We start from the raw sequence: 16064 nt of genomic DNA on the forward strand, positions 1-16064 counted from the left end.
ACCCCTGCCGGCGACCCCATTGGTTCCCGGTCTGGCGGCATGGGAGCCGCCTGGGAACCCCGAATGACTCACAACGATCCGAACCCTGAAGCGCCGCGCGACGAGGCCGTCGCCCAGGGGATTGAAGACAACTCCCCGCAGGCCGAAATCGAACGCCTCAACGCCGAACTCGAGCAACTGCGCGCTTCGGTGCTGCTGGATCGCGCCGACCTCGAAAACCAGCGCAAGCGGCTGGTCCGCGACGTCGAGCAGGCCCGCAAGTTCGCCAACGAGCGCCTGCTGTCGCAGCTGCTGCCGGTGTTCGACAGCCTCGACGCGGGGCTGGCCTCGGCCGGCGGCGCGTCCGGCCCGCTGCGCGACGGCCTCGAACTCACCCTGAAGCAGCTGCTGAAGGTCGCCGGCGATAACGGCCTGGCCGTGCTCGACCCGACCGGGCAGCCGTTCAACCCGGAGCACCACCAGGCGATCAGCCAGGCCGAGGCCGAAGGCGTCGCGCCGGGCCACGTGGTGCAGGTGTTCCAGAAGGGCTACCTGCTCAACGACCGCCTGCTGCGCCCCGCGCTAGTGGTCGTGGCGAAACACGACTGAACGAAGGCCGCCGCCGCGCTTGAACGCCGCGCGGCCAACCCCACATAGCGAGCATCGCCAGCGCATCGCCGGCCAAGACAAACGGAATCACGGAGCAATCACATGGGCAAGATCATCGGCATCGACCTGGGCACGACCAACTCGTGCGTGGCGATCATGGAGGGCGGCAAGGCCCGCGTGATCGAGAACTCCGAAGGCGACCGCACCACGCCTTCGATCGTCGCCTACACCAAGGACGGCGAGGTGCTGGTCGGCGCCTCGGCCAAGCGCCAGGCGGTGACCAACCCGAAGAACACCTTCTACGCGGTAAAGCGCCTGATCGGCCGCAAGTTCACCGACGCCGAGGTGCAGAAGGACCTGGGCCTGGTGCCGTACGCGATCACCGCGCACGACAACGGCGACGCCTGGGTCGGCACGGCCGACGGCAAGAAGCTGGCGCCGCAGGAAATCTCGGCGAAGGTGCTGGAGAAGATGAAGAAGACCGCCGAGGACTTCCTCGGCGAGAAGGTCACCGAGGCGGTCATCACCGTGCCGGCCTACTTCAACGACAGCCAGCGCCAGGCGACCAAGGACGCCGGCCGCATCGCCGGCCTCGACGTCAAGCGCATCATCAACGAGCCGACCGCGGCGGCGCTGGCCTACGGCCTGGACAAGAACGGCAGCGGCGACCGCAAGATCGCGGTGTACGACCTCGGCGGCGGCACCTTCGACGTGTCGATCATCGAGATCGCCGAAGTCGACGGCGAGAAGCAGTTCGAGGTGCTGGCCACCAACGGCGACACCTTCCTCGGCGGCGAGGACTTCGACAAGCGCGTCATCGACTTCCTGGTCGAGGAATTCCAGAAGCAGGAAGGCATCGACCTGCGCAAGGACCCGCTGGCCCTGCAGCGCCTGAAGGACGCGGCCGAGCGCGCCAAGATCGAGCTGTCCAGCTCGCAACAGACCGACGTGAACCTGCCGTACGTCACCGCCGACGCCACCGGTCCGAAGCACCTGAACATCAAGCTGACCCGCGCCAAGCTGGAAGCGCTGGTCGAGGACCTGATCAGGAAGTCGATCGAGCCGTGCCGCATTGCGCTGAACGACGCCGGCCTGCGCGCCTCGGAGATCTCCGAGGTCATCCTCGTCGGCGGCCAGACCCGCATGCCGAAGGTGCAGCAGGCGGTCGCCGAGTTCTTCGGCAAGGAGCCGCGCAAGGACGTCAACCCGGACGAGGCCGTCGCGCTGGGCGCGGCGATCCAGGGCGGCGTGCTGGCCGGCGACGTCAAGGACGTGCTGCTGCTCGACGTGACCCCGCTGAGCCTGGGCATCGAGACCCTGGGCGGCGTGTTCACCAAGATCATCGAGAAGAACACCACGATCCCGACCAAGGCCTCGCAGACCTTCTCGACCGCGGAAGACAACCAGTCCGCCGTGACCGTGCACGTGCTGCAGGGCGAACGCGAACAGGCCCGCTACAACAAGTCGCTGGCCAAGTTCGACCTGAGCGGCATCGACCCGGCGCCGCGCGGCCTGCCGCAGATCGAGGTCAGCTTCGACATCGACGCCAACGGCATCGTCCACGTCACCGCCAAGGACAAGAAGACCGGCAAGGAGCAGAAGGTCGAGATCAAGGCCGGTTCCGGCCTGTCCGACGAGGAGATCCAGCGCATGGTCGCCGATGCGGAAGCGCATCGCGACGAGGACAAGAAGTTCCACGAGCTGGTGCAGGCGCGCAACCAGGCCGACGGCCTGGTCCACGCCACCCGCAGCGCGGTCAAGGAGCACGGCGACAAGGTGCCGGGCGACGTGATCGGCCGCGTCGAGGCCGCGATCGCCGAGCTGGAAACCGCGATCAAGGGCGACGACAAGGCGCAGATCGAGGCCAAGAGCAAGGCGCTGGAGGAGGCTGGCCAGTCGCTGTACGCCGCGGCGTCCGCCGCTTCGTCGCAGCCGGGCGCAGAGCAGCCGTCGGCCTCCGCTTCGGGCGGCGACGACGTGGTGGATGCCGAGTTCACCGAGGTCAAGGACGACGAGAAGAAGTAAGGCCAGGGACGGGAAGCGGGAGACGGGAGACGTGTAGGCGCCTCCCGTTTCCGTTCCCGCTCCTCCGCCGTTCCGAGCGTCTCCCGCCTCCCATTCCCCTTCTGCCGGCTCCATGAACAAACGCGACTACTACGAAGTCCTCGGCGTCCAGCGCAACGCCAGCGAGGAAGAGCTGAAGAAGGCCTACCGCCGCTGCGCGATGAAGTACCACCCGGACCGCAACCCGGGCGACAAGGAGGCCGAGGCCGCGTTCAAGGAATGCAAGGAGGCCTATGAAGTGCTGTCCGACGGCGGCAAGCGCCGCCTGTACGACCAGCACGGCCACGCCGCGTTCGAGCACGGCATGGGCGGCGGCGGGCCCGGCCCGGCCGACATGGGCGACATCTTCGGCGACATCTTCGGCAACATCTTCGGTGGCGCCGCGCGCGCGCCGCGCCGCGGCGCCGACGTCGGCTACGTGATGGAGCTCGACCTGGAGGAAGCCGTCGCCGGCGCCGAGAAGCGCATCGAGATTCCCACACTGGTCCCCTGCCAGCCGTGCCACGGCTCCGGTTCGGAGGACGGCAAGACCGAAACCTGCACCACCTGCGGCGGCCGCGGCCAGGTGCGGATGCAGCGCGGCATCTTCGCGATGCAGCAGACCTGCCCGCATTGCCATGGCAGCGGCAGGATCATCAGGAACCCGTGCCAGAACTGCCACGGCGCCGGCCGCGTCGAGGAAGAGAAGGTGCTGTCGGTGAAGATCCCCGCCGGCGTCGACAACGGCGACCGCATCCGCCTGGCCGGCGAGGGCGAGGCCGGGCCCGCCGGCACGCCGCCGGGCGACCTGTACGTGGAAGTGCGCGTGCGCGAGCACGCGATCTTCCAGCGCGACAGCGACGACCTGCACTGCGAAATCCCGATCCGCATCTCGCAGGCGGCGCTCGGCGACACCGTGCGCGTGCCCACCCTCGACGGCGAGGCGGAAATCCGCATTCCCGCCGAAACCCAGACCGGCAAGCTGTTCCGCCTGCGCGGCAAGGGCGTGAAGTCGGTGCGCAGCCGCGTGCCCGGCGACCTCTACTGCAAGGTCGTGGTCGAGACGCCGATCAACCTGACCGCCAGGCAGCGCGAGCTGCTGCAGAAGTTCGAAGCGACCTTCGTCGGCGAGGAAGCGCGCAAGCACTCGCCGAAGTCGGCGACTTTCCTCGACGGGGTCAAGGGCTTCTGGGACCGGATGACGTCGTGAGCGCGACACCGGCCGGCGCGTCGCGCACGTCGCGCGGGCGCTTGCCGTTGAACAGGTAGCGCAGCGCGGGCTGGCGCAACACGAGGTAATGGTGCGCCGCCAGCGGCAGGCCCATTCCCAGGCACAGCACCAGGGCGAACTTCGCGCCGACGCTCCACGACGACGGGACCAGCAGCGTGGCGGCAACCACGACGACGACGTGGTGCAGCAGGTAGACGGTGTAGCTGGCGTCGGACAGGTAGCGCCAACCGGCGGAAGGACGATCCAGCCACCGGCGGCACAGCGCGAACGCCAGCCGCACCGCGGTCCACGCCAGCGCAGCGGAAGCCAGCGCCGCGAGCAGGCGGTGATGGCCGGCATCGAAGCGCAGCGCCGTCCATGCGCCCGCGCCGAACAGCAGGCTGCCGGCGCCGAACGTCGAGAACTCCGCCATCGCCGCGGCTTGGCCCTGCAGCAGCAGGCCGGCGGCGAAGTAGGGCAGGTAGCCCAGCCATTCCATCGGGTCGAAGACGCCCAGCAGGACCCAGCCCGCCAGCTGCGGTTGCCAGTGCCACAGCACCCGCGGCAGCAGGGTCCCGGCCATGCCAAGCGCGACCAGGGCGGCGACCGCCAACCCCGGCGGGCACTTCTCCGGCAATGCGAACCGGCGCAGCGGCCGGACGAACAGGGCCGCCAGCGCGCAGTACGCCAGCAGGTAGGCGAGGAACCAGAGGTGGCCGACCCATTCCCCGCCGTGCCAGGCGGGCGCCAGCGCGGCCGCGACGAAGCCGCCGCCATGGTCGCGCGCAAGCCAGGCGACCTGCAGCAGGTTGAAGGTCAGCAGCGTCGCGACGAAGGGCACGCCGATGCGCCGCAGCCGTTCGCGCAGGAAGGTCCGCGCCGGCCTCTTGCGCAGCAACAGCATCGTGAAGTAGCCCGACAGCAGGAAGAAGGCCGGCATGCGGAACAGGTGGATGACGGCGACCAGCGCGTCGAACGCGCGGCTGCCGTGCGGATCGGCGACCAGCCAGCGGACCTTCGCGGCATAGGGGTCGGCCGCGTGCAGCAATACGCCGAACAGCATCAGCAGGCTGCGCAGGGCGTCCAGCGAATGCAGCCGCGCGGCGCCCGCACCGGCGCCGCGGATTTCCGACATTGGCCCCACGTGCTGCTCCCGGCTGGCGTTCCGGCTTCTCCAACGCAAAAAACGCGCGGCCGAGGACCGCTTAGAATGGCCGGCCTTCCCGGACCCCGCCCCTCCCCGTGTCCCGTCCTCCCGTCATCGGCATCGTCGGCAGCGCCGGCGCCTATGGGCGCTGGCTGGCGCGCTTCTTCCGCGAGCGGATGGGCCTGCAGGTGATCGGCCGCGACCCGGCCGACCCGGCATCGCCCGGCGAACGCGAGCTGCTCGACCGCAGCGACGTGCTGCTGTTCGCCGCGCCGATCCGCTCGACGCCGGCGCTGATCCGCGACTACGTGCGCCTGGCCGGCGGCAGCGAACGCGGCAAGCTGTGGCTGGACGTCACCTCGATCAAGGCCGCGCCGGTCGCGGCGATGCTGGAATCGCAGGCGGAAGTCGTCGGCCTGCACCCGATGACCGCGCCGCCGAAGTCGCCGACGCTGAAGGGCCGGGTGATGGTGGTCTGCGAGGCGCGGCTCGACGCCTGGCGCGGTTGGGTCGACGGATTGCGCGCCGCGCTCGAGGCCGAATGCGTGCCGGCCACGCCGGAGCACCACGACCGGGTGATGGCGCTGGTGCAGGCGATGGTGCACGCCACCCACCTGGCGCAGGCCGGGGTACTGCGCGAGTACGCGCCGGTGCTGGGCAACCTGCGCGCGCTGCTGCCGTTCCGCTCCGCCTCGTTCGAGATGGACGGCGCGATCATCGCCCGCATCCTGTCGCTGAATCCGTCGATCTACGAGGACATCCAGTTCGGCAACCCGCACGCCGCGCCGGTACTCGACGCGCTGCTTGCCGAACTGACCAGGCTGCGCGGGCAGATCGGGCAGGGCGACGATGCGGCGCGCGCCGGCTTCCGCGAGCATTTCTTCGACGCCAACCGCGCCGCGCTCGGCGCGCAGGCGCTGGCCGACGGCAACTACGGCTACGAACGCATCGGTTACCTGCTGGCCGACCTCAGCGATCCGCACACGCTCAGCATCCACCTGCCCGAGGACCGCCCCGGGTCGTTGCGCGCGCTGCTGCACGTGTTCGAACGCCACGGGGTCAGCATCGCCTCGTTGCACTCGTCGCGCACGCCGGCCGGCGAGGTGCATTTCCGCCTCGGCTTCGACACCGACACCGATCCGGCCGCGTTGCGTGCCGCGGCCGACGAAGTCGACCGCAGCGGCATCGGCCGGTTGCTCGCGCAATAATCCACAGCGCTTGTGGATGGGGCTTGCGACAAAGCTGTGGATAACCGCGCCGAGTCGCGTCGTTGCTGGGTGCGCGTCGGTTTGGCGAAGAAATGACCAGCGCACGGCGCGCCGTCGCAAGTGCTTGATCCGATGCATCCGCGGTGGCCGCCGGCGGCGGCGCGGTATGCTATTGGCATGAACCCGTCGATCCTCCTGTCGAAGCGCGCCCAGGGCCTGACCAGCTCGGCGATCCGCGAAATCCTCAAGGTCACCGAACGTCCTGAAGTCATTTCCTTCGCCGGCGGCCTGCCGTCGCCCGCGACCTTCCCGGTCGAGCGCATGCGCGAAGCGACGTTGAAGGTGCTGGCCGACGCGCCGCAGGCGGCGTTGCAGTACGGCCCGACCGAGGGCTACACCCCGCTGCGCGAGTGGATCGCCGCGCACCTGACGCGCAAGGGCGCCGCGGTCGGCCCCGGCCAGGTGCTGGTCGTCACCGGTTCGCAGCAGGGCCTGGACCTGCTGGGCAAGTGCCTGATCGACGAGGGCAGCAAGGTGCTGGTGGAAACGCCGAGCTACCTCGGCGCACTGCAGTCGTTCTCGCTGTTCCAGCCGGCGTTCGCGTCGATGCCGTCGGACGGGCAGGGCATCGACACCGACGCGCTGACCCCGGAACTGCTGGCGGGCGGGCGCTTCATGTACTGCCTGCCGAACTTCCAGAACCCGACCGGGCGGCGCCTGCCGCTGCAGCGGCGCCAGGCGCTGGTCGAAAAGGCCGCCGCGGCCGGCGTGCCGGTGGTCGAGGACGACCCGTACGGCGAACTGTCCTACGATGGCGAGACGCTGCCCAGCCTGCTGTCGCTGAACCCGCAGGGCGGCATCTACATGGGCTCGTTCTCGAAGATCCTGGCGCCGGGCCTGCGCCTGGGCTACGTGGTCGCGCCGGAACCGCTGTTCGCCAAGCTGGTGCAGGCCAAGCAGGCCGCCGACCTGCACACGCCCAGCTTCAGCCAGCGCATCGTGCACGAGACCATCAAGGACGGCTTCCTCGACGCGCACGTCCCGACCATCCGCGACCTGTACGGCCGCCAGTGCCAGTACATGCTGGATGCGCTGGAACGGCACTTCCCGGCCGAGGCGCAGTGGACGCGGCCGGAAGGCGGCATGTTCATCTGGGTGACCCTGCCGGCCGGCATCGACACCGGCCGGCTGCTGGCCAAGGCCGTGGAGCAGAACGTGGCCTTCGTGCCGGGCGCGCCGTTCTTCGCCGGCCCCCCGCAGGCGAACACCTTGCGCCTGTCGTTCGTGACCGTGCCGCAGGAAAAGATAGAGGCCGGGATCGGCAAGCTCGGCGCGCTGGTCAGGGCGGAAATCGAAGCGCTGCCGAAGGCGGCGTGATCCGCGCCTTCCCGTGGCCTCTTCGCGAAGGCGAGGCAGGCGCACCGGCGTGCTAGCCTGATCGCATGAGCGAACCGATCCAACCCCCGATCAGGCTGTTGATCCACGGCGCCAGCGGGCGCATGGGCCAGGCCCTGCTGCGTCTGGCCGCCGAGCCGGGACCACCGTTCGCGGTCGTCGCCGCGGTATCGCGCAAGCCGGCGCAGCGGGTGATCGACGGCGTGCCGTTCTTCGCCGGCGACGAACTGGACGGCGTGCCGGCATTCGACGTCGCCATCGATTTCAGCCTGCCGGAAGGTTTCGCGGCGATCCTCGCCCTGTGCCTCGCGCGTGGTGCGGCGCTGGTGTCGGGCACCACCGGCCTGAGCGAGGCGCAGCGCGACGCGCGCGATGCCGCCGCCGCGGAGATCCCATTGTGCTGGGCCTCGAACTTCAGCCTCGGCGTCGCGGTGCTGACCGAACTGGTCGAGCGCGCCGCCGCCGCGCTGCCGGGCTGGGACTGCGACATCGTCGAGGCCCATCACGCGCAGAAGAAGGACGCGCCATCCGGCACCGCGCTGACGCTGGGCAACGCCGCGCAGTGGGGCGGCGCCACGCCACGCTACGCCAGCCTGCGCGCCGGCGACATCGTCGGCGAGCACACGGTGCAGTTCAGCGGCATCGGCGAGCGCATCGAGCTGGTGCACCGCGCCAGCAACCGCGACATCTTCGCCCGCGGCGCGCTGCACGTGGCCGGCAGGCTGGCCGGGCGGCCGGCGCGCGCCTACCGGGTACGCGACCTGCTCGCCTGAACGCGTCCGGGCGGGCGCGGCTGGCGCCGGGCACGCCATGCCGGTACAATTCCCGCTCGCCTGTTACCCCCGCCTCGGACCTGGAGAGAAGCCAAGTCCGCGGTTTCTTGCAGCCGCAAGTTTGGTGGAGCAGGGTTTCCTTCACCCCCAAGGCGAACCCGTGACCCAACCCGCAATCCTGGTCCTCGAAGACGGCACCGTGTTCGAGGGCGAATCCGTAGGCGCAAGCGGCCTGTCGGTCGGCGAAGTGGTGTTCAACACCGCGATCACCGGCTACCAGGAGATCGTCACCGATCCTTCCTACGCCCGCCAGATCGTCACCCTCACTTATCCGCACATCGGCAACACCGGCTGCACCGCGCAGGACGACGAGGCCGCCAGGGTCTGGTCGGCCGGCCTGATCGTGCGCGACGTGCCGCGCCGCCCCAGCAACTGGCGCAGCCAGGCTTCGCTGCCGGAATGGCTGGCCGAGCGCGGCGTGGTCGCGATCGCCGGCATCGACACGCGCAAGCTGACCCGCATCCTGCGCGAGCGCGGCTCGCAGAACGGCGCGTTGATGGCCGGCGACGACATCGACGCCGACAAGGCGCTGGAAGCGGCGCGCAAGTTCCCGGGCCTCAAGGGCATGGACCTGGCCAAGGTGGTGACCACCGACAAGGCCTATCCGTGGCGGCAGGGCCAGCTCGACCTCGACAAGGGCGAATTCGTGCAGGCCGCGCCGAGGTTCAAGGTCGTCGCCTACGATTTCGGCGTCAAGCACAACATCCTGCGCATGCTCGCCGAGCGCGGCTGCGACGTGACCGTGGTGCCGGCGCAGACGCCGGCTTCGGAGGCGTTCGCGCTCAACCCGCACGGCGTGTTCCTGTCCAACGGACCGGGCGACCCGGAGCCGTGCGACTACGCGATCGCCGCGATCAGGGAATTCGTCGCGAAGAAGATCCCGACCTTCGGCATCTGCCTCGGCCACCAGTTGCTGGCGCTGGCCGTCGGCGCGCGCACGCTGAAGATGCCGCACGGCCACCACGGCGCCAACCACCCGGTGCAGGACGTCGATTCCGGCCGGGTGATGATCACCTCGCAGAACCACGGCTTCGCGGTCGACGAGGCCACGCTGCCGGGCAACGTGCGCACGACGCACCGCTCGCTGTTCGACGGGACCAACCAGGGCATCGAACTGACCGACGCGCCGGCCTTCAGTTTCCAGGGCCACCCCGAGGCCTCGCCCGGCCCGCACGACGTTTCCCCGCTCTTCGACCGCTTCGTTGCGCTGATGGAGAAGCACAATGCCTAAGCGCCCCGACATCAAGACCATCCTGATCATCGGCGCCGGCCCGATCGTCATCGGCCAGGCCTGCGAGTTCGACTACTCCGGCGCGCAGGCGTGCAAGGCGCTGCGCGAGGAGGGCTACCGCGTCGTGCTGGTGAACTCGAACCCGGCGACGATCATGACCGACCCGGAGATGGCCGACGCGGTCTACATCGAGCCGATCAACTGGCAGACGGTCGAACGCATCATCGCCAAGGAAAAGCCCGACGCGCTGCTGCCGACGATGGGCGGGCAGACCGCGCTGAACTGCGCGCTGGACCTGGCCGACAACGGCGTGCTGGAAAAGCACGGCGTCGAGCTGATCGGCGCCAAGCGCGAAGCGATCCGCATGGCCGAGGACCGCGAGCTGTTCCGCGTGGCGATGCAGGAAATCGGCCTGGAATGCCCGAAGGCCGAGGTCGCCAGGTCGTTCGAGCAGGCGGTCGAGATCCAGGCCCGGGTCGGCTATCCCACCATCATCCGCCCGTCGTTCACCCTCGGCGGCAGCGGCGGCGGCATCGCCTACAACCGCGAGGAGTTCGAGGACATCGTCAAGCGCGGCCTCGAACTGTCGCCGGTGCACGAAGTGCTGGTCGAGGAATCGGTGCTGGGCTGGAAGGAATTCGAGATGGAAGTGGTCCGCGACACCGCGGACAACTGCATCATCGTCTGCTCGATCGAGAACCTCGACCCGATGGGAGTGCACACCGGCGACAGCATCACCGTCGCCCCGGCGCAGACCCTGACCGACAAGGAATACCAGCGCCTGCGCGATGCCAGCATCGCGGTGCTGCGCAAGATCGGCGTCGATACCGGCGGCAGCAACGTGCAGTTCGGCATCAACGCCAACACCGGCCGCGTCGTCGTCATCGAGATGAACCCGCGCGTGTCGCGTTCGTCGGCGCTGGCGTCGAAGGCCACCGGCTTCCCGATCGCCAAGGTCGCGGCCAAGCTGGCGGTCGGCTACACCCTGGACGAGCTGAAGAACGAGATCACCGGCGGCAAGACCCCGGCCTCGTTCGAGCCGAGCATCGACTACGTCGTCACCAAGATCCCGCGTTTCGCCTTCGAGAAGTTCCCGCAGGCCGATCCGCGCCTGACCACGCAGATGAAGTCGGTCGGCGAGGTGATGGCGATGGGCCGCACCTTCAAGGAATCGATGCAGAAGGCGCTGCGCGGGCTGGAAACCGGCAAGGTCGGCTTCGACCCGACCGGCCTGGACCTGTCCAGCGAGGACGACCTGGCCACGCTGCGCCGCGAACTGAAGGCGCCGGGCCCGGAACGCCTGTTCCACGTCGGCGACGCGTTCCGTGCCGGCATGAGCGTCGATCAGATCTTCGCGCTGTCGTTCATCGACCCGTGGTTCCTCGATCAGATCGAGGAAATCATCGCCGACGAGAAGCAGCTGGCCGCCGATGGCCTGGGCGCGCTGGACAAGGCGCGCATGCGCAAGCTCAAGCGGGCGGGCTTTTCCGATGCGCGCATCGCCCAGGTGCTGGGCACCGACGAAACCGCGGTGCGCACGCTGCGCAAGGCGCTGGGCGTGGCCCCGGTGTACAAGCGCGTGGATTCCTGCGCGGCCGAATTCGCCACCCGCACCGCCTACCTGTATTCGACCTACGAGGACGAATGCGAGGCCGAGCCGACCGGCCGCGACAAGATCATGATCCTCGGCGGCGGTCCCAACCGCATCGGCCAGGGCATCGAGTTCGACTACTGCTGCGTGCACGCGGCGCTGGCGCTGCGCGAGGACGGGTACGAGACCATCATGGTCAACTGCAACCCGGAAACCGTGTCGACCGACTACGACACTTCCGACCGCCTGTACTTCGAGCCGCTGACCCTGGAAGACGTGCTGGCGATCGTCGAGGTCGAGAAGCCCAAGGGCGTGATCGTGCAGTACGGCGGCCAGACCCCGCTGAAGCTGGCGCAGGCGCTGGAGGCGAACGGCGTGCCGATCATCGGCACCTCGCCCGATTCGATCGACCTGGCCGAGGACCGCGAGCGCTTCCAGAAGCTGGTCGACGACCTCGGCCTGAAGCAGCCGCCGAACCGCACCGCGCGCAACGCCGACGAGGCGCTGGCGCTGGCGCGCGAGATCGGCTACCCGCTGGTGGTGCGCCCGAGCTACGTGCTCGGCGGCCGCGCGATGGAGATCGTCTACGGCGAATCCGACCTGGCCCGCTACGTGCGCGACGCGGTCAAGGTGTCGAACGACTCGCCGGTGCTGCTCGACCGCTTCCTCGACAACGCGGTCGAAGTCGACGTCGACATCATCGCCGACCCCGACGGCAACATCCTGATCGGCGGGGTGATGGAGCACATCGAGGAGGCCGGCGTGCATTCCGGTGACTCGTCGTGCTCGCTGCCGCCGTATTCGCTGTCGGCGAAGACCCAGGACGAACTGCGCCGTCAGGTGGTCGAACTGGCGCGCGCGCTGAACGTGGTCGGCCTGATGAACACCCAGTTCGCGATCCAGACCGGCGGCGACGGCGACGACATCGTCTACCTGCTGGAAGTGAACCCGCGCGCCTCGCGCACGGTGCCGTTCGTGTCCAAGGCGACCGGCGTGGCGCTGGCCAAGATCGCCGCGCGCTGCATGGCCGGCAGGACGCTGGCGGAGCAGGGCGCCACCCACGAAGTGGTGCCGGACTACTACTCGGTGAAGGAGGCGATCTTCCCGTTCGCGAAGTTCCCCGGCGTCGACCCGATCCTCGGCCCGGAAATGCGCTCGACCGGCGAAGTGATGGGCGTTGGCCGCAGCTTCGGCGCGGCGATGGCGCGCGCGCAGGAGGCCGGCGGCATCCGCGCGCCGCAGCCGGGCAAGGTGTTCATCTCGGTACGCGACCCGGACAAGCCGCGCGTGCTGCCGGTCGCCCGCGACCTGATCGCGCGCGGCTTCTCGCTGGTCGCCACCCGCGGCACCGCGGCTTGGCTGCAGCAGAACGGCCTGGCCTGCGAGCACATCAACAAGGTGATCGAGGGCCGCCCGCACATCGTCGACCTGATCAAGAACGGCGAGATCGTGTATATCGTCAACACCACGGAAGGGCGGCAGGCCATCGCCGACTCCTTCTCGATCCGGCGCGAGGCCTTGCAGCACCGCGTCACCTATTCCACCACCGTCGCCGGCGCCCGCGCGCTGGTGCAATCGCTCGAGTACCGCGGCACCGGCCCGGTCTGGGCGCTGCAGGAACTGCACAAGGAGCTTGAGGCATGAGGGCGCAGAAGTGAGGGCACCCATCACGGCAAAGGGCGCGCAACGCCTGCGCGACGAACTGGACAACCTGAAATCGGTGAAGCGCCCGGAGATCATCCAGGCCATCGCCGAGGCGCGCTCGCACGGCGACCTGAAGGAGAACGCCGAGTACCATGCCGCGCGCGAGCTGCAGGGCTTCATCGAAGGCCGCATCAAGCAGCTGGAGGGCGAACTGTCGCACGCCGAGGTCATCGACGTGACCAGGCTCAACGCCGGCACGCGCGTGGTGTTCGGCGCGACGGTGACGCTGGCCGACGTCGACAGCGACGAGGAGAAGCGCTACCAGATCGTCGGCGACCTCGAGGCCGACATCAAGCTGGGCCTGATCGCGATCTCGTCGCCGGTCGCGCGCGCCCTGATCGGCAAGAACGAGGGCGACACCGTCGCCATCGCCGCGCCGGCGGGTTCCCGCGAATACGAAATCGTCAGCGTCGAGTACGTGGGCTAGGCGCCGCCGCATGGCATCGGCCACGCTGCTGCTACCGGCCGCCGCCCGGCTGATCGGGCAAGGGCTGCCTGCGGACGTGGCACGGGCGCTGGGCCGGGCCGACCACGAGAAGCGCGAAGCCGGCGAAGGCGCGCAACTGCGCCGGCATTTCCAGCTGGTTCCGGCCGGCTGGCCGGTCGCCGCGCTGACCCGCAACCTCGACGCGAACGATGCCGCCGGCGCGACCTGGCTACGCGCCGATCCGGCCTTCGTCTCGCCCGACATCAACGGCGCGCGGATGCTGTCCTACGGCGAAGCGCTGGAACTGGCCGCCGAGGACGCGGAGCAACTGTTGCCGGCGCTGAAGCCGTTGTTCGGCGACGCCGGTTTCCCGATCGACGCGCCGCACCCGTCGCGCTGGTACCTGCGCCTGCCGCGGGACTCGAAACTGCCCGAATTCGCGCCGCCGGAAGACGTGCTCGGCGACGACCTGTTCGCGCACCTGCCGCAGGGCGACGCGGGCCGCCGCTGGCGCGCGTTGCTGACCGAGGCGCAGGTGTTGCTGCACCAGCACCCGTGGAATGCGCGGCGCCTGCAGCAGGGCAAGCCGGCGGTGAACTCGCTGTGGTTCTGGGGCGCCGGACAGTTGCCGGCCTCGGTGCGCACGCCGTTCAAGCAGGTCAAGGGCAACGAACCGCTGCTGCGTGCGCTAGCCAGGGCCGCGGGCGTCGGCGTCGGCGAGATCGGCGAGGACGTCGACGCACTGGTCGACCTGCGCCACCTGCGTTCGCTGGAAACGCTGGGACGCGACGCATTGCGGCCGCTGCTGGACGCGATCGCCGGTGGCCGGCTCGAAGCGCTGCACCTCGATTTCGAGGACGGCAACCAGTTCGTGTTGCGCCGCGACCAGCGCTGGCGCCTGTGGCGCCAGCCGTTGACGCAGCTTGGCGGGTAAGCCCGTTCGCATGGGGGCGAATCCGCGCATCCGCCGCCGCGCCGCCGCGCAGGCGGGGCAATGGCCTCCGGACACGCTGCCGCTGCTGCGCCGGGTCTATGAAGCGCGCGGCGCGCTGTCGCCCGACCAGGCGCAACCGAAACTGACCGCATTGCTGCCGCCCGACACGCTCGGCGGCCTCGACGCGGCGACCGCGTTGCTTGCGCGGGCCATCGCCGACGACGCGCACATCGTCGTGGTCGGCGATTTCGATTGCGACGGCGCCACGGCCTGCGCGCTGGCGGTGCGCGGCCTGCGCCTGCTCGGCGCGGAACGGGTCACGCCCGCGGTCCCGAACCGCCTGGTCCATGGCTACGGCCTGTCGCCGCTGCTGGTGGAAGAACTCGCCGCGTTGCGGCCCGATCTGCTGGTCACCGTCGACCACGGCATCGCCTGCCATGCCGGCGTGTCGGCGGCGAAGTCGAAAGGCTGGCGCGTGCTGGTCACCGACCACCATCTGCCCGGCGAGGCGCTGCCGCCGGCCGATGCCATCGTCAATCCGAACCTGCGCGGCGACGCGTTCCCGAGCAAGATGCTGGCCGGCGTCGGCGTGATGTTCTACGCGTTGCTGGCATTGCGGAAGCGGTTGCGCGAAGCCGGCGCATTCGCGCACGGCGAACCCGATCTCGCCGCGCTGCTCGACCTGGTCGCGGTCGGCACCGTCGCCGACTTAGGTGGGGGTGGGTCTGGACACTTTCTTATAGGGTCAGAGCTCCAAGAGCTGCCCTAGACCGGGGCTTTACCTCCAGTTTCTGTGAAAGTTCCTGACTGGTTGCTCTTTCAAGCAACTTTCAGTATCGTCTTAGGTGCGGATTATACTGGACATTAAGTAAGCCTTTTAAGATCAATGACATCAATCGTGTGGGTGTCCACTTGAAATCTGACCGAGCCAGCTTGGCATACAGGGTGATTCCGTTTTTGGATCAAGACGCAACCAGCCGGTACGTCTTGACGCATCGGGAATCCGGTCAACTGCCCATCGCTTCGTCCATCTATGAAACGCATCTCGCTCAAAAGAGCGACTCGCAGAAGACAAGATCAGGGTCGCTATACGGGATCGCTAGCTTGTACTCGTGGGCTGACGAGCGCGGCGTTGATTTGGATGCACAACTTCTGCGTGGTGAAGGCTTGGCGCCGCCACAGATCTCCGCTTTTTCGGCTTGGTTGCGGGCACGGCTGGGCGAGGACGAGAAATCAAGGCTTACGCCTGAATCAAGGACCACGCACAACCAGACCTTGCACTTTTGCCGGCAAATCTGCGTGCATTTCATAACTCAATATGCGACGTCAAATTCAGCTGTGGCTGAACGCGTTATGCAAATCGAGCTTCTTGCCAACTCGCAAGGTCGCGAATGGACAAGAGCAAGAATCAAGGCGCGGAAGAAAAGAGTAGCGCCGGATTTGACGGACGAGGAACTGACGCGAATCGAAGAGTTTTTATTGCCCGAAAATAGAAGTAGGCACGTCGGTCAAGATATTGCATGGCGGGACTAGGGTTCTACCCCGAAATCACGGACGGTTGTAAAAGGGCTGAGAACTTCTGGTCTTGCCTGGCGACCCTTCGTCGCATCCTCGGGTTGTGGAACTGCTCGATGTATTCGAACACATCAGCCCTCGCGGCATCGAGCGTTGGGTAGGTCATGCGGTAGACCCGCTCGCGCTTGAGCAGGCCGAAGAAGCCTTCGCACGCGGCGTTGTCACCGCAGTGGCCCAC

The 16064-nt window shown here is 68.6% G+C and carries 13 protein-coding genes and 1 pseudogene; 12 read left to right on the forward strand and 2 right to left on the reverse strand.

What is annotated here, in order from left to right:
- The first annotated feature begins 63 nt into the window (after positions 1-63).
- The 3 genes from grpE (at position 64) to dnaJ (ending at position 3841) form a co-directional block, all read left to right on the forward strand.
- Positions 64-588, forward strand: a complete 525-nt coding sequence (grpE, locus tag CSC71_RS13885; RefSeq protein ID WP_162374973.1) for a nucleotide exchange factor GrpE — start codon at positions 64-66, stop codon at positions 586-588.
- A 102-nt stretch (positions 589-690) separates the two neighbouring features.
- Positions 691-2613, forward strand: a complete 1923-nt coding sequence (gene dnaK, locus CSC71_RS13890) for a molecular chaperone DnaK (RefSeq protein WP_162374974.1) — start codon at positions 691-693, stop codon at positions 2611-2613.
- A gap of 112 nt (positions 2614-2725) precedes the next feature.
- A complete protein-coding gene (dnaJ, locus tag CSC71_RS13895) occupies positions 2726-3841 on the forward strand; it encodes a molecular chaperone DnaJ (protein WP_162374975.1) in 1116 nt (371 codons plus the stop codon).
- On the opposite strand, the gene CSC71_RS13900 is transcribed toward dnaJ, so the two are convergent.
- Complete coding sequence (locus CSC71_RS13900) at positions 3810-4976, reverse strand: acyltransferase family protein (protein WP_162374976.1); 1167 nt, start codon at positions 4974-4976, stop codon at positions 3810-3812. The genes dnaJ and CSC71_RS13900 overlap by 32 nt on opposite strands.
- Before the next feature lie 107 nt (positions 4977-5083).
- On the opposite strand from CSC71_RS13900, the gene CSC71_RS13905 reads away from it, so the two are divergent.
- From CSC71_RS13905 to CSC71_RS13945, 9 genes and pseudogenes are all read left to right on the forward strand, one after another.
- On the forward strand, positions 5084-6196 hold the full coding sequence (locus CSC71_RS13905; protein WP_162374977.1) for a prephenate dehydrogenase: 1113 nt from the start codon (positions 5084-5086) through the stop codon (positions 6194-6196).
- A gap of 132 nt (positions 6197-6328) precedes the next feature.
- Positions 6329-7573: an aminotransferase-like domain-containing protein gene (locus CSC71_RS13910; RefSeq protein WP_162374978.1), complete on the forward strand. Its 1245-nt coding sequence runs from the start codon at positions 6329-6331 to the stop codon at positions 7571-7573.
- Positions 7574-7638: 65 nt separating this feature from the next.
- Complete coding sequence (dapB, locus tag CSC71_RS13915) at positions 7639-8364, forward strand: 4-hydroxy-tetrahydrodipicolinate reductase (RefSeq protein ID WP_162374979.1); 726 nt, start codon at positions 7639-7641, stop codon at positions 8362-8364.
- Positions 8365-8524: 160 nt separating this feature from the next.
- The gene (carA, locus tag CSC71_RS13920; protein ID WP_162374980.1) at positions 8525-9655 is read left to right on the forward strand and encodes a glutamine-hydrolyzing carbamoyl-phosphate synthase small subunit; all 1131 of its coding nucleotides are present in this window, start codon (positions 8525-8527) and stop codon (positions 9653-9655) included.
- Complete coding sequence (carB, locus tag CSC71_RS13925; RefSeq protein ID WP_162374981.1) at positions 9648-12890, forward strand: carbamoyl-phosphate synthase large subunit; 3243 nt, start codon at positions 9648-9650, stop codon at positions 12888-12890. The genes carA and carB overlap by 8 nt, the downstream gene beginning before the upstream one ends.
- Before the next feature lie 10 nt (positions 12891-12900).
- A complete protein-coding gene (gene greA / locus CSC71_RS13930) occupies positions 12901-13377 on the forward strand; it encodes a transcription elongation factor GreA (RefSeq protein WP_162374982.1) in 477 nt (158 codons plus the stop codon).
- 10 nt (positions 13378-13387) lie between these two features.
- Positions 13388-14311 (forward strand): phosphoglycerate mutase, encoded by a 924-nt coding sequence (locus tag CSC71_RS13935; protein WP_162374983.1) that lies wholly within the window; start codon positions 13388-13390, stop codon positions 14309-14311.
- A gap of 10 nt (positions 14312-14321) precedes the next feature.
- A pseudogene (locus CSC71_RS13940) lies at positions 14322-15023 on the forward strand (DHH family phosphoesterase); the annotation flags it as partial.
- Positions 15024-15415: 392 nt separating this feature from the next.
- The gene (locus tag CSC71_RS13945; RefSeq protein ID WP_162374985.1) at positions 15416-15844 is read left to right on the forward strand and encodes a hypothetical protein; all 429 of its coding nucleotides are present in this window, start codon (positions 15416-15418) and stop codon (positions 15842-15844) included.
- 4 nt (positions 15845-15848) lie between these two features.
- Here CSC71_RS13945 and CSC71_RS13950 read toward each other — a convergent pair.
- Positions 15849-16064, reverse strand: a 216-nt coding sequence (locus tag CSC71_RS13950) for an IS3 family transposase (RefSeq protein WP_162374986.1), incomplete at its 5' end; no start/stop codon positions are given.

Origin of the sequence: Pseudoxanthomonas sangjuensis (assembly GCF_010211755.1) — a bacterium.
Taxonomy (GTDB): Bacteria; Pseudomonadota; Gammaproteobacteria; order Xanthomonadales; family Xanthomonadaceae; genus Pseudoxanthomonas_A; species Pseudoxanthomonas_A sangjuensis.

What these genes read in the sequence shown, in the direction of transcription:
- grpE (WP_162374973.1), top strand. Translation starts at nt 64, where the DNA reads ATGACTCACAACGATCCGAACCCTGAAGCGCCGCGCGACGAGGCCGTC.
- dnaK (WP_162374974.1), top strand. Translation starts at nt 691, where the DNA reads ATGGGCAAGATCATCGGCATCGACCTGGGCACGACCAACTCGTGCGTG.
- dnaJ (WP_162374975.1), top strand. Translation starts at nt 2,726, where the DNA reads ATGAACAAACGCGACTACTACGAAGTCCTCGGCGTCCAGCGCAACGCC.
- CSC71_RS13900 (WP_162374976.1), bottom strand. Translation starts at nt 4,976, where the DNA reads ATGTCGGAAATCCGCGGCGCCGGTGCGGGCGCCGCGCGGCTGCATTCG.
- CSC71_RS13910 (WP_162374978.1), top strand. Translation starts at nt 6,329, where the DNA reads ATGCATCCGCGGTGGCCGCCGGCGGCGGCGCGGTATGCTATTGGCATG.
- dapB (WP_162374979.1), top strand. Translation starts at nt 7,639, where the DNA reads ATGAGCGAACCGATCCAACCCCCGATCAGGCTGTTGATCCACGGCGCC.
- carB (WP_162374981.1), top strand. Translation starts at nt 9,648, where the DNA reads ATGCCTAAGCGCCCCGACATCAAGACCATCCTGATCATCGGCGCCGGC.
- CSC71_RS13935 (WP_162374983.1), top strand. Translation starts at nt 13,388, where the DNA reads ATGGCATCGGCCACGCTGCTGCTACCGGCCGCCGCCCGGCTGATCGGG.